A 14397-nucleotide genomic window follows, 5' to 3' on the forward strand; every position below is an offset into this window, starting at 1 on the left:
GCGGCCCGGCGGTTCAAAAAAGTTACCCGGACTTTTCTTACTTGTTTTTCAACAAATCGCGGATTTCGGTCAGCAACGTTTCTTCCTTGGTGGGTTCCGGAGCTGCAGCCGGAGCTTCTTCTTTTTTACGCTTCATTGAGTTCATGGCTTTGATCACCAAGAAGATAGCTGTGCCCACAATCACAAAGTCAACAACCGCCTGGATGAACGCGCCGTAATTCCACGTTATCGCCGGGGCAACAACGTCTGCTCCGCTCATGACCGCTTCTTTAAGAACCACTTTCAGCTCGGCAAACTTGCTGTCACCGACCAGCATAGCGATGGGCGGCATCAGGATGTCGTTAACAAAAGAGGTGACAATCTTGCCGAAAGCAGCTCCGATAACAATACCCACGGCCATATCCACTACGTTGCCGCGCATTAAAAATTCCTTAAGCTCTGTTCTGAATGACATAATACTCATCTATTAAAAGGTTAATTTTCCATTTCATCACAAAGAAAACAAAAAAATGTGAATATATGGTTTTTATCGATAAATTTCACTCTTTATCAGTGGAATAGTTCCGCAATCATACACCTGGCAGAGCCACCGCCGTTGGTTTCGATAGTGGTAAGTTCAGGCGAAAGAATTTTATTATAGGTCGAAATAGTCTTTTCCTGCTGCATCGTCAGCGACTTCCGGGCAGTAGTCGACATGATCATCAGGGGAGCTCCGTTCCTGCTCTTTAACTCCAGCATGTTCCCTGCAAAATGTTCCACTTGGTTCGGGGAGATCTCCACGATAACTTTTCCCGTTGCACTCAGTCTCGATTCCACTTTCTGGCGTTCCTCCCCGTTCCTTATTGATTCAAGGCATACAACGGCAACCTGAGTACTTACCTCCATCATCACGTTCGTATGGTAGATAAGGTTTCCGTTTTTGTCGACGGCATCAAAAACCACCGCATCGAAATTCATTCGTGAACAAAAATCAGCCAGCACTTTTTCCGACGACCGCGGGGAGCGGCAGCAGTAGGCAATCCGTTTGTCGCGGTCAAGGACCATGCTCCCCGTACCTTCCAGAAACTCGCCTTTCTCCTCCCACGGTGTGAGATCGATAAGTTTAGTGTGGTTCATCTTCCGGCGCAGGAAATCCAGCACGTGTGGCTTCCTCTCCCGGCGGCGGTTTTCGGCAAACAGGGGGTAAAGAACCAGCTCCCCCGAAAGGTGAGAGGAGAACCAGTTGTTGGGAAACAGGGAGTCGGGCGTCCAGGGTTCTTCCGTATCCTGCATGACAAACACCTCCACGTCGTTTCTCCGGAGTAGATTCACGAAGGCATCAAACTCCTCCAGCGCTTTTTCCGACACTCCTTCCTGGCCTGTCTTTTGCTGGAAATAGTTGTTTTTTGCCGTTTCTTCGTTAAAATCGAACCGGGCCGGACGGACCATCAATATCCTTGACGTTGTTTGCATAACAATAATAAGATTGAATTAGGTTGAAGCAGATTGACTGAGATTGATTAAGGACGGTTTCAATCTTTCTCAATCTTTTTCAATCTTTCTCAATCTTTCTCAATCTATTTACTCCAACATTTTAATTGATTCCTTAATAATTTCAATTGCTTCCCTGATTTCTTCTTCCGTGATTACCAACGGGGGGGCAAAGCGGATGATGTGTTGGTGTGTGGGTTTTGCCAACAAACCGTTTTCGGCCATCTTCAGACAAACATCCCAGGCTTCCTTGCCGTTGTGAGGCTCTATAACAATGGCATTGAGCAATCCCTTTCCGCGGACTTGGTGTACAAACGGACTGTCAATCTTCCTCATTTCGTTGCGGAAGATCTCTCCCAGGTACTCTGCTTTTTCCGCCAGCCTTTCCTCTTTTACCACTTCCAGCGCAGCAGTAGCTACTTTACAGGCAATCGGGAATCCTCCAAAAGTAGATCCGTGCTGGCCGGGTTTAATGGTCATCATGATCTCGTCGTCGGCAAGCACGGCAGAAACCGGCATAACGCCACCAGAGATGGCTTTACCCAGAATAACGATGTCGGGACGAATTCCCTCGTGGTCACAACACAAAAGCTTGCCTGTGCGGGCGATTCCGGTTTGCACTTCATCAGCGATGAACAGTATGTTGTGCTGTTCACAGAGGTGTTTACAAGCTTTCAGGTATCCGTCATCGGGAACGAAAACACCGGCTTCACCCTGAATGGGTTCAACGAGGAATCCGGCTATCTTATCGCCTTTCACTTCGAAAATCTGTTGGAGAGCATCCACATCGTTGTAGGGGATGACCTCAATTCCCGGCGTGTACGGGCCATATTCGGCACGGGCTTCCCCATCGGTGGAAAGGGAAACGATTGTAATGGTACGTCCGTGAAAATTTCCTTCGCAAGCGACAATAATGGCCTCATTTTCGGGGATTCCTTTTTTCAGGTAACCCCATTTTCGGGCGAGTTTTAATCCGGTTTCAACGGCTTCTGCTCCCGAATTCATGGGCAACATCTTGTCGTAACCGAAGTAACGGTGGACAAACTCTTCGTACGGGCCCAGGCAGTCGTTATAAAATGCGCGCGAAGTAAGGCACAATGTTTCCGCTTGTTCGGTCAGTGCCCTCACGATCTTCGGGTGACAATGTCCCTGATTCACGGCAGAATAGGCGGAAAGGAAGTCGAAGTATTTTTTGCCATCAACATCCCAGACATATACACCTTTCCCCCTTGACAGTACTACGGGCAGCGGGTGATAATTGTGCGCCCCGAATCTGTCCTCCTGATTGATAAATTGTTGTGCTTTTTCTGTGATTAACATAAAGAGTGATTTTGATTACTTCACATCTTGGTCAGGACCAGGTTCCGGAATAGAATCTCTTTTCCTTCACTCTGCAACCCGATGTTTCCTTCTTTAACCAGTCCGGTTCCCGTGTTTTGATGCACGTCGTTCACATAAACGTCTACCACTCCATCCTGAACGGTAATTTTTACTTTATTCCATTCGCCGGCGGGATTTTCGCTTGAAGGTCGTTTTTTCTGGATGACTGGGAATTTCGGACGTTCCGTCACACCTTCCGGGAGCGTATACTCCTTCATGTCGGATCCGGCGAGCAATACAAAGTCGCCAGCCTTGCCTGCTGCCAGTTGTATTTCAACACCTGTGGCGAACGGGTTTTTAGGATCCTCGATCAGCACAAAAATCCCACTGTTACTGGCCTCTTCAGCCCAACGGTATTCCAGTTCCAGGGTGTAGTTGACGTATTTTTCTTTCGTGTACATATAACCCAACGGCTCCCCTTTTATAGAGATTTGTCCGTCTTTTACCGCGTACACCTGGTCTCCCGGAACAGCATCGTTCTCAACGACAAAGTTCCAGTTCGATAAATCTTTTCCGTTGAAAATTTTTCCGTTGTCTTGCGCACAGCCTGAAGCAAGAACAATTAATACTGCAAATACAAGTAGATTTGTCTTTTTCATTTGTTGTATAAATAGATGGTTGATATCTTGTTAACAAAGTTAAGTAAAATTGCTGAGAATATAGACAGGTTTGGGTAATAAAAGACGGACGATACGGGATATAGTCCTAAAAAAGCAAAAAATGATTGTGAGATAGGCAATAAATGCATATTTTTGCTCAATTTTCTGCAGGTAAATCATTAAAGGAAAAATGAAAAAAGCGCACATTCTATGGGCGGACGACGAAATTGACCTACTCAGACCTTATGTCCTTTTTTTGGAAGAAAAGGGGTACGGGGTGGATACCGTGAATAGCGGTCGTGATGCTATTGAGATGTGCCGGAGCTCGGTTTACGATATCATTTTCCTGGATGAACACATGCCCGGATTGACGGGCTTGGAGACACTCTCCGAGATTGCTGCTTCTCATCCGGAACTGCCGGTAGTGATGATCACAAAAAGTGAGGATGAAGGTATTATGGACAAGGCCATCGGCAAGAAAATTGCTGATTACCTGATAAAGCCGGTCAATCCCAATCAGATCCTGATGACCATCAAAAAAAAACTGGAGAAAAACGAAATAATCAGTGAAACAAACACTATTCATTACCGGGAGGAGTTTGGCCGGCTAAGCGGTGAAATGAATAATTGCCGTTCGGCAGAAGGTTGGGCCGCATTGTATAAAAAACTTGTTTCCTGGGAGGTTGAATTAGCTCTTTTGCAACATCCGCTGCAGGAACTGCTGACCGTGCAAAAAACGGAAGCAAACGCCGGATTTGGAAAGTTCGTGAAACGAAATTACGAAAACTGGCTGTTGAATGCTGGATCAGGCCCATTGCTAAGTAATGAAGTTTTTCAACAACGGGTTTTTCCGGTGTTGGATAAGGGTGAAAAACTCTTTTTTATCCTGATCGATAACTTCCGGTTCGATCAATGGCTGGTGATCAAAGACCTGGTGTCGGATTATTTTACATATACCGAAGATACTTATTTCAGTATTTTGCCCACCGCAACCCAATACGCCCGTAATGCCATTTTTTCGGGGTTAATGCCGTTGCAGCTGTCGAAAAAGTTTGCCGGACTGTGGGTGGATGAAGTTGAGGACGAGGGTAAGAATTTGTCGGAAGAACTGCTGGTTCGTTCACAACTGGAAAGATTCAGGCGAAAGGAGCGGTTTTCATACAACAAGATCAATTCAAATACTGAAGGGGAAAGGCTTGTGCAAAATTTTGCCGGACTGGAACACAACGAACTGAATGTGGTAGTTTTTAATTTTATAGATATACTTTCTCATGCACGGACCGAATCGAAAATGATCCGTGAGTTGGCACCCGACGAGCCGGCCTACCGGTCGCTAACGCGTTCGTGGTTTCGCCATTCGCCTTTGTTTGGGTTGTTGAGAAAGATATCGGAAAAAAAATACCGGGTAATGCTTACCACTGATCACGGGACTATCCGTGTGCGTCATGCGCAAAAAGTGGAAGGTGAAAAAAATACCAATACCAGTTTGCGTTACAAAGTGGGTCGGCACCTGTCATACGATCCCAAAAAAGTGTTTAGCGTTACCCATCCCGAAAAAGTAGGCTTACCCTCACGAAACATCAGTACAAGGTATATTTTTGCTCTTGGCGACGATTTTTTCGTGTATCCGAATCAATTCAACCACTATGTTTCGTATTACGAAAATACGTTTCAGCACGGTGGAATTTCCATGGAAGAGATGATTGTTCCGCTGGTAACGTTGCAAGCCAAGTAAATAAAAAATAAAAGGAAAAGAGTATGCAATTGAAAATAAGTGATATATCCGAGATACATAAGGCAGCTGGACAATTTATTGCCGGAATGGGGAACGATAAGGTTTTTGCTTTCTATGGAGCAATGGGTGCCGGTAAAACCACTTTTATCAAAGCCGTTTGTGAAGGATTGGGCGTGCAGGAAACGATTACCAGTCCCACATTCGCCATTATCAATGAGTACAGGGATAACGAAGGAAATTCCATTTATCATTTCGATTTTTACCGCATCCATAAACTGGAAGAAGCTTTCGATTTCGGTTACGAAGATTATTTTTACAGCGGAAATCTTTGTTTTATCGAATGGCCGGAATTGGTAGAGCCACTTCTCCCCGGCAATACCGTAAAAGTTTATATTACCGGAACTGATGCCGGCACGCGGACAATCGAAACAAAAGAGCCCGATTAAACGAATGGAGATTTAAATGATCCAATAGTCAGTTCAGTAAAAAGAATTACCATATACATGAGAAAAATAGCTATATCCGTTTGTATGTTTCTGTCCGCACTTTTTGTCTCTTCGCAGGTGAATACCGACCGGGTGATGACAATTGGGAAAAATGCCCTTTACTTCGAAGACTATGTGTTGGCTATACAGTATTTCAATCAGGTGATTGGCGCCAAGCCTTACCTGGCTGACCCATATTACTTCAGGGCTATGTCGAAGTTTATGCTCGACGATTTTAAAGGTGCCGAAGAAGATGCGAACCTCTGTATCGAACGGAACCCCTATTATACGTCGGCTTATCAGCTGCGCGGGGCGGCAAGGCAGAACCAGGAGAAATACGAACTGGCGGCTACCGATTACCAGAGGAGCCTGGAGTTTTTTCCCGAAGACCGTCTCACGTTGGTGAACATGGCCATTGTGAACGTTGAATTGGAGCATTACGACGTGGCGGAGAAGTTTTTCGAAGTGTTGCTGCGCCGTTTCCCAGATTACGTTCCCGGATACCTTACTCGCGGACAGATGCACCTGGAGAGGAAAGACACGCTGAAAGCACTGGCCGATTACGACAAGGCTATCGAGATTGATCCTTATACGGCACAGTCTTTTTCTGCACGCGGGCTGTTGCAATTTCAGATGAAGGATTACAACAAGGCGCTGGCCGACCTGGATGAGGCTATCCGGTTAGATCCTTTTTTTACCGGAAATTACATCAACCGGGGATTGGTAAAATATAACCTGAACGATCTGCGTGGGGCGATGGCCGATTACGACCGGGTGATCGAGATGGATGAGAATAACCTGATAGCACTGTTTAACCGGGGTCTGCTGCGTGCACAGGTTGCCGATAACAACCGGGCGATCAGGGATTTTGATAAAGTTATTGAAATTGAACCCGATAACACAATGGCGTACATCAACCGGGCTATGTTGCACGCAGAAATTGGAGACAATGCGAGTGCCATAGAGGATTTAAACGTCGTGCTCAACGACCATCCCGATTTTTTCACCGGATATTACATGCGGGCCGAAATGAAGCGCGAGTTGAACGATTTACGCGGAGCGGAGCGCGACTACCTGGCTGCCCGGGATGAGGAGGCCAAGGCCAAAAAACGTGCCACAACGGATGCGGAGGACGGCAGAAAGCTAGCTTCAGAATCGAAGGATACCCGCGAAGAAACGGATAAGGATATCGATAAATTTAACCTGCTGGTGGTTGCCGACAAGGAAGCATCGCAGAAAAACCAAAGCAAATACCAACGTGAATCGCGTGGACGTGTGCAGGACCTGAACACAAAGGTGGCGCTGGAGCCTAAGTTTGTGCTGACCTATTACGATAAAGGGTTTGAAGTGAGCCGGCCGGTCTATTTCTCCGAATCAATGGAAAGAGCCAACGATCTGCTGAATCTTAATTGGAAGCTCAAGGCGGTAAACAACGAAGCTGCACTGAACGAGTTACAGGTGCAAACGCATTTCCGCTCTATCGATAATTTTTCGCGGCTGTTGGTGCAACAGCCAAACGATGCCAGGCTCTACTTTGGCCGAGGGATGGATTTCATGTTGGTTCAGGATTACGAAAATGCATTGAAAGACATCAACCGGGCTATTGAGCTGCAGCCTGATTTCCTGCAGCCTTACTTTGTACGTGCGGTCATTATGACCAAGCAACTCGAGCTTGATCCGTTGCTTCCTCCCGAGACGGTTGCTCAGGAAGTTCCCGTGGGCGTAAACCCGGTGGAAAGGTTGAAAGAGTTGCCTCAGATTGCCCGGCCGAAAGTGCCCGAAGTCTCCACGAAGTCGTTTCGGTACGATGCAATTTTAAAGGATTATGAAACGATCCTGCGACTTGATCCCAATTTTATTTTTGCCTACTACAACATGGCCGAAATATACAGCCTCGAAAAAGATTATCGTGCTGCGATAGACAGTTACACCAAAGCGTTAAAGATTGAACCGCAGTTTGCCGAAGCCTATTTCAACCGGGGGTTGTCACGGCTGTCGATCGGCGAAACTGCGGTCGGGTTGGACGATCTCCGCAAGGCTGGAGAGTTGGGTATCGTGGAATCGTACAGCATCATTAAACGGATGCAGTAAGCGCTATGGGATAAATTCCAGTTTAGCCTCTTGTCCTGCTTTCAACACTACCGATACATACCCGTTTTCGGCTGTTAATTCTTTTCCGTTCTGTTTTACCGTTGTCGCATAACCGGGAATTTTTACCTTGAATGTATTGTCGTTTAGCGCCTTAATGGTTGCAGACGACAATCGGTTGTCGCTCCAGCTTGCAGCCGCTTCGGCACCGCCACGGACACGTAGGCCTTTGAAACTTCCCGTTGGCCACTTGTCTGGCAGGGCAGGCAACAGTTGTATATAGCCGTCTTGACTTTGAATCAGCATTTCAGCAATTCCAGCAGTACCTCCCAGATTACCGTCGATCTGGAACGGCGGATGCGCGCAGAATAGGTTAGCGTACGTTCCAGACCCGCGGTGCATGTTTACTTCACTTCCGGAAGTGGGCTCCAGCAGGCTTTTAAGTAGCTTGAAAGCACGGTTCCCGTCGTACAAGCGTGCCCAGAAATTGATTTTCCATGCACGGGACCATCCGGTTCCGGCATCACCACGGCGTTCCAACGTTTCGCGAGCTGCTGCGGCCAGTTCGGGGGTAGTGTTAGGCGATATCTGATTCGACGGATACAATCCGTAGAGGTGTGAGACATGGCGGTGCTTGGGATCAACCTCCTTATAGTCCTCGAGCCACTCTTGCAAATAACCTTCGGGGCTGATCTGCATGGGAGGAAGTTTCGGCAGTGTTTCGCGGATATTGGTGGTTGTCTCGTCTTCGATACCGAGAATTGCTGCCGCCGACAGTACGTTGGTAAACAGTTCGTTCACGATCTGAACGTCCATGGTCGGGCCCATGCATACAAAAATGCGATCGTCGCTCCCGGGCATGTAAAATGCATTCTCTGGCGATGATGACGGGGCGGTGACGAGCCATCCGTTCCTGGGTTCGGAAATCATGCTGCTGAGGAAGAACTGCGCTGCCCCGGCGAGCGTCGGGTAAACAGTGCGCAGGTATTCCTTATCCTGGGTAAAGGCATAATGCTCCCAAAGGTGTTCACAAAGCCACGCTCCTCCCGTGTTGGTCGCTCCCCACGAAGCATGTTCGCCGGGTGCCGTGAACTTCCACGGGTTGCTCATCATGTGAGCCAGCCAGCCGTTGGCCCCGTAAAACGTTTGGGCGGTAGCTTCTCCCGAAGGTACAATCGATTGGGTGAAATCGATCAGGGGGTTATGCAGTTCAGAAAGATTACATACTTCTACCGGCCAGTAGTTCATCTGTACATTGATATTCAGGTGGTAATCGCCGTTCCAGGGCGTCTGCACCTGGTTGGCCCACAAGCCCTGAAGGTTGAGGGGAAGCGAGTTCTCATCGGTTCCGCTGATCATCAGGTAACGGCCATACTGAAAATAGAGTGCGGCAAATGCGGGATCATCGTCTGTCTGGAAACCGGCAAGGCGCTCGTTGGTAGGTGTGGTGTTGTCTTGTTCGCCTAACCAGAGCTCTACACGGTCGAACTTTTCTTTGTAAGCTGCTATATGCGCCTGTTTCATTTTTCCGAACGAACGTTTTTTTGCTTGTTCGAGCAAGCTGTCTACCGTCGACGTGTACTCTTTGTCGAGCATGTCGGTGGAGGTGGAAATGAGGATGACGGCCTCATCGGCATTGGCGATAGCCAGGGTATTGGAGCCCGCGGTCAGTTCCCCGCCTTTGTTCACGATTTGTACCTTGGTAAGGTAGCGGACACCCTTATCGGTATCGTATCCATCGTTGAGCTGCCCTTCCATGATAAGGGTATTCTCTTGCACCGAAAGGGTTGCCCGTTCGGGACGGCTCAGGCTTACTTCAAATGAGACTGACCCTTTCTTATCGGCAGCCACGTGGACAGCCAGCACATCGTCGGCGTGAGAGGAGATATACTCGCGCGTAAAGGTGGTTTCACCTTTCATAAACACGGTGGATGCCACTGCGTCATTGAGCGAAAGTGTCCTCACGTAATTACCCGCATCTTCCGTTTGTGGGTAGGAGTAGTTTATGTGCAGGTCCCCCAGCATTTGAAAACAGCCGTAGGGCGCATCTTTGCTTTTTCCGCCGGAAGAACCGAGCCCGCCGCACTGGAAATGATCGTACATCATGCGTTGTGCTTCCCCGTTCTTTCCTGTAAGCAGTAACTCCCGGATTTTCGGCAGATAATTGAGTGCTTCGGGGTTCAGCGCTTCAGGGTCTTCGCTGCCCGACCACATAGTAATGTCGTTGAGCACGATAAGTTCTTTGTCAATACCGCCATCCGGCATCATACCGATACGTCCGTTGCCGAGAGGCAGGGTCTCTTCCCACGCCGCGGCAGGCGTGTTAAACCGCAGGGCGAGTTCTTGGGCCGTTTCAGCAGGTGCCGTACAGGAAAGCAATGCCGCAGCTGCAAGGAGGGAGAATAAAATTTTCATCGGATTGTTCATTTAAGTGGTGGATTATTTTACGGTGACCGCATCTTCTGCCGAGTGTTCTGTCCGTATATCTTTCTCCGCATCCCATCCGTTTTCGAAGCGGTTGTTTTCGATAAGAACGTTGCTGACCCGTTCAAAGAAGAACGGATGTTTGTTCCAGTGGAACGGTTCAAACTCGGTGTTGTAACTGACGGTGTTATTCCTAAAAACCAGCCCGTCTGTCGATTTGGCATAAACGAGTGGACGGTCGAACGTTTCGAATGTATTGTTTTCGATAACAATACCCGAGTGGAAAAACTGCTGTTGATCCTTGAGGTTGGGTATTTCGGGATAGATGGAAATGACGGCGTTTGTAAACTGGTAGGTTGCCGTAAGGGCGTTGATAAACCGGTTGTTTCTAATGATCACCTCCTTGCAGGCTCCGGTTTCGTACCAGCCGTTGCAGTCTCCGCAAAGCAAGATGGCCGTCCCGTGGGTATGGTCGAAAAGGTTGTTTTCGCAGATTACCCGTTTGGGTGTGCTGAAGAGTGCACCGCGTGCACGATTGTTGCGGATGATGTTGTCGGAAAACACTACTTCGGGAGTCCACGTCAGGTTTTCAATCCCGAATTTTCCGGTTTCGGAAATTTCCTGCGGAAGTGTGGCAGCAAAGGTTATTTCAAACTCTTTTGCTCCAAATTCGGTAGGTTTATCGACAGCTTTGATCGACGTAATCGTGTTGAAGTGACTGCCTACCCGTTCCATCTTTTCCGATTCCACAAACTGTACGCTGTCTCCCGTTTCACCCCACTTGAACCCCCATGCTTGTGGATGCATATATCTGGCCTGTAGTGTGGTGTCGTTTAATCGTTTGGTGACTCTCAGGTAAGTCCCGTGTACATTTATGGCATCATCGGCCATTCCTTCATAGAGCCCGTTTTTCGAAACAATCACCCCTTTACACGCCGAAAAGTGGGTTGCATCTGCTTGTGTGGTGAAAAACCGGGAGTCATCTTCCCCTTTCAGGCAAACGGAGAACCGGTCTAAAGTGATATTTTCACTCATCTGTGCCAGCAGGCCCATCCCTTCGGCATAATGTACCTTAACATTCTCCAGTACGGTGTTGGTGCATTCGCTGATGAAGACGCCGGGTGTGGGACGTTTCCACGAACGCAGGACATAGCGTTCACCCGGCGTTGTTAACTTTATCTGCTCCCATCCCTTGATGCGTAAAATATCCGGCGAAGCTTCTGTAACCGACAGCGGGTTAAAATTTACGTCACGACGTATGTAGGTCAGGCGTTTGTCGGGCCGGAATGCCATTGAGCCCTGTGGGGTTACTTCGTAGCCTTCTCCGAGAAGGACAAGCTTTTCGGTATCGATGCGGTAATTTCCGCTGGGATAAATTTTGGCCAGCAGTTCATCTTTGCCGGGATCCACTTCGAGTATGTTGAGCTGGCGCAAGGCAGGAAGTTCAAAGTCGACGGAGAAATTTTTCAAGGTAATGTTTTGCCCTTTCAGGATGGCAAAAGGGATCATGCGTCCGTGAAAAACAAACTCCGAACCTTGTCCGTCGATGGTTACATTCTGCAGGTTTTCGAGTGCGAACCCCACCTTTTTGGGATTATCCTGGTCGTGGTTCGAGATATAGTATTCGCGTGTGAAAGCACTGTCTGGATAAAAGTCGTACCGCCCTTTCGGAATTTTAACGGTAATGTGCACGGTATCTTTCCGCGCTTGCAGTTGTCCGATCAGTTTAACTGCCGCACCCGACGCGTCTTCTTTCGTATCGGGTTTCACACCGAATGTATATTCCGGTTGTTTTGTAGAGCATCCTGTGCAGATTATCAAGGAGATAAAGAGTAAATAGATGTTTTTTAGCATAATTATTATGACGGTTTGTAACTGAGTACACTGTATATTGTGACGGTTTATCAGAATTGATTTTTGAACGAAAGAGACTGAATGAAAGTTATTTCATAACAGTCTCTTTCAAAAGTTAGCAGAACAAAGATAGGTTTATTTACTGAAAGATTCAATAATTAACTTCCATGTTTTTTTTGTTGTCTTGTCGGCTGCAATTACTTCGTAGCTCATGTTGGGCTGACTGAAGTCTGCGGGTTTTCCCAGTGCAGGAGATGTCCCTATCGGAGCGATTGTTGCTGCTGTGGAAATTGTGCAAAAACCCACAATGTTGTTCAGAGACACGTTGTTCCGAACTGCTTCAGTGAATCCCTGAGAATCTGCCTGCGGGACTGTGATTTTACAAACAATTTCTTGTTTTTCCTTGTTTATCGCTAAATTTACGGTGAGGGGTTTCACCTTGAGTAAATCACTTGTTCCTTCTTTTTCCGACCAACGGTATTCAAATTTGAAATTTGTAATTTCAGCGTCTTTGTATACGGGCAACTCTTCCAGCCCTGTCGTCAGACACGAGGTGAAGAAAGGGAAGAGTATTAATAAGAATAAAAATCTATATGCTTTCATTTTTTTTGCTTTATGTATGTTCTTTATTCCCAACCGGGATTTTGAGTTAAGTTTGGATTCTCTACCGTTTCTGTTCTGGGAACGGGAAGCAAATATCTTTTCGATGTAAAACGACGGGCGTTAGCTCCTGCCACAACAGGTACAGTAATAATTTCAAAACTCTTGCCGTCTTCAGAAATTGAAATGGCTTTTGGCGTTGAATCCAATTCGGGGATTACATCCAATCCTTCTTCTTTTCCCCAACGCAGGAGTGACCAATATCGATCGTTCTCCTGAAGAAGATCTGCGCGACGTTCTATTTTGTAATATTTCCACGTGTCAGCCAAAGATGTGCTGGGACTTAGAGTCGGCAATCCACCGTGAGTCACCCTGGTTTTGTTGATGTAATCAATGGCGGTTGCTTTAGAGCCTTCACCATTCATCCGGAGTAGCAGTTCGGCGTAATTGAGGTATGAACGGCCTAACCTCAGCATTACATAGTGATAATTGGTTGGGACATTGTAATAGAGCCATTTATCTTCGTAAATGTTTTTACGGAACAGGTACCCGCTTTTGGTCATGTGACGGTCTTGCTGTACGTTGGAAGCATAGTTTACATTACCCCCTAATCTTGTTGTAATGAGTGAGGTGAAATACATGGTGCTGTCGCATACAATGTTCGCATGAAACCTTTTATCCCGGTTGGTGTACAGCACATTAAAAACACTGCTTTTTCCGGGTTCAAACGATTGGTAGTAAGATGTCTCACTCCAATGTTTAGCATTTCCGTCCGAGTCAATCACCAGATAGGCATCGGTGGCTTCCTGAGAAGGTGTTTTCTCTAACCAGCCTTCAAGCGGTTTGTCGAGCGGCCATTTTTCTAAAACACCCTCTTTTGCTTTGTCCCCCCCCATATTCGGAGTCAGATTTTGCATCCATGTGTTCATCATTTGGGTGTTGGTTTCAAGCCTGTAAGATGCTAAGATGATTTCGGGAGAATTCATGCCACCCGAGTAAGTATTGAACATGCTTTTATAATCATTGTCCAATGCATATGTACCCAATGCGAACAGGTCCTCGCTGGCTTTTTTACCTTGTTGATAATACCCTGCTTTGTCTGAGTTGTTTTCAAGATAAGCAGCACCTTGTAAACAAGCTTCCGCTTTTAATGCATAGGCAGCGCCTTTGCTTACTCTTCCTTTTGACACGTTGGCGGGAAGCAGGTTTGCTGCCTGGTCAAGATCTTTCAAAATGAAATCATACGTCTCTTTGATGGTTGCCGTGCGCGAAAGATTCAAATCATCCTGCGGAGTAAGCACTTTGTCAACAATCATTATTTTACCGAACTTACGTGCTGCGGTAAAGTTTGTTACGGCGCGCAGAAAATAGGCTTCACCCAACATAACGTTTTTATCGCTTTCGAGATAAGAAGAGTTGGTAACCCTTTCAATGATCATGTTGCATTTTCTTATGTCTTCGAATATGTTCCAGCCAAAACCTGTTTCGTTGGTGATGTTTTCCTGTACCATGTTGCTGGCAGCGCCCTGTGACGGGTTCAGAACCATGTTGTCAGACCATTCATCATCCTGAATCAACCTGTTGTTGATGGAGTATGCATCGTTTACAAATGAGCGTGCAGTAACGGCATCAGCCCATACCAAATCCCCGGAGAACTTATCCAGAGGTTTTGTGTCCAACGCATCCTGGCAAGAGCCAAGAAGTACGGCAGACGTTATAACAATAATTTGTAAAATATTTCTTAGTTTCATAATTCCTATGT

11 protein-coding genes are annotated in these 14397 nt (G+C 47.0%); 3 read left to right on the top strand and 8 right to left on the bottom strand.

Annotated elements, in window-relative coordinates; all coding sequences use genetic code 11:
• Positions 1-37 precede the first annotated feature (37 nt).
• The 4 genes from mscL to KCV26_06830 form a co-directional block, all read right to left on the bottom strand.
• Positions 38-454 carry a large-conductance mechanosensitive channel protein MscL gene (gene mscL, locus KCV26_06815; protein WZX38076.1) on the bottom strand — a complete coding sequence of 139 codons (417 nt, stop codon included), beginning with the start codon at positions 452-454 and terminating at the stop codon, positions 38-40.
• A gap of 95 nt (positions 455-549) precedes the next feature.
• A complete protein-coding gene (locus tag KCV26_06820) occupies positions 550-1428 on the bottom strand; it encodes an amidinotransferase (protein WZX38342.1) in 879 nt (292 codons plus the stop codon).
• A gap of 132 nt (positions 1429-1560) precedes the next feature.
• The gene (gene rocD / locus KCV26_06825; protein ID WZX38077.1) at positions 1561-2790 is read right to left on the bottom strand and encodes an ornithine--oxo-acid transaminase; all 1230 of its coding nucleotides are present in this window, start codon (positions 2788-2790) and stop codon (positions 1561-1563) included.
• A gap of 20 nt (positions 2791-2810) precedes the next feature.
• Positions 2811-3449, bottom strand: coding sequence for a DUF1080 domain-containing protein (locus KCV26_06830; GenBank protein ID WZX38078.1), 639 nt, complete (start codon positions 3447-3449; stop codon positions 2811-2813).
• Between the two features lie 190 nt (positions 3450-3639).
• Here KCV26_06830 and KCV26_06835 point away from each other — a divergent pair, with 190 nt between their 5' ends.
• From KCV26_06835 to KCV26_06845, 3 genes are read left to right on the top strand one after another with little or no spacing between them, the layout of a single operon-like run.
• Entirely contained in the window at positions 3640-5184 is a 1545-nt protein-coding gene (locus KCV26_06835) for a PglZ domain-containing protein (protein WZX38079.1), read from the top strand.
• A 23-nt stretch (positions 5185-5207) separates the two neighbouring features.
• Positions 5208-5630, top strand: coding sequence for a tRNA (adenosine(37)-N6)-threonylcarbamoyltransferase complex ATPase subunit type 1 TsaE (tsaE, locus tag KCV26_06840; protein WZX38080.1), 423 nt, complete (start codon positions 5208-5210; stop codon positions 5628-5630).
• Positions 5631-5687: 57 nt separating this feature from the next.
• Positions 5688-7760 (top strand): tetratricopeptide repeat protein, encoded by a 2073-nt coding sequence (locus KCV26_06845; GenBank protein WZX38081.1) that lies wholly within the window; start codon positions 5688-5690, stop codon positions 7758-7760.
• Between the two features lie 3 nt (positions 7761-7763).
• On the opposite strand, the gene KCV26_06850 is transcribed toward KCV26_06845, so the two are convergent.
• The 4 genes from KCV26_06850 to KCV26_06865 form a co-directional block, all read right to left on the bottom strand.
• Positions 7764-10172, bottom strand: a complete 2409-nt coding sequence (locus KCV26_06850; protein ID WZX38082.1) for a glycoside hydrolase family 95 protein — start codon at positions 10170-10172, stop codon at positions 7764-7766.
• Positions 10173-10196: 24 nt separating this feature from the next.
• Positions 10197-12035 (bottom strand): right-handed parallel beta-helix repeat-containing protein, encoded by a 1839-nt coding sequence (locus KCV26_06855; GenBank protein ID WZX38083.1) that lies wholly within the window; start codon positions 12033-12035, stop codon positions 10197-10199.
• 135 nt (positions 12036-12170) lie between these two features.
• Positions 12171-12638 carry a hypothetical protein gene (locus KCV26_06860; protein WZX38084.1) on the bottom strand — a complete coding sequence of 156 codons (468 nt, stop codon included), beginning with the start codon at positions 12636-12638 and terminating at the stop codon, positions 12171-12173.
• Positions 12639-12661: 23 nt separating this feature from the next.
• Complete coding sequence (locus tag KCV26_06865; protein WZX38085.1) at positions 12662-14386, bottom strand: RagB/SusD family nutrient uptake outer membrane protein; 1725 nt, start codon at positions 14384-14386, stop codon at positions 12662-12664.
• Positions 14387-14397: the final 11 nt, after the last annotated feature.

Origin of the sequence: Petrimonas sulfuriphila (assembly GCA_038561985.1) — a bacterium.
GTDB classification, from domain to species: Bacteria; Bacteroidota; Bacteroidia; order Bacteroidales; family Dysgonomonadaceae; genus Petrimonas; species Petrimonas sulfuriphila.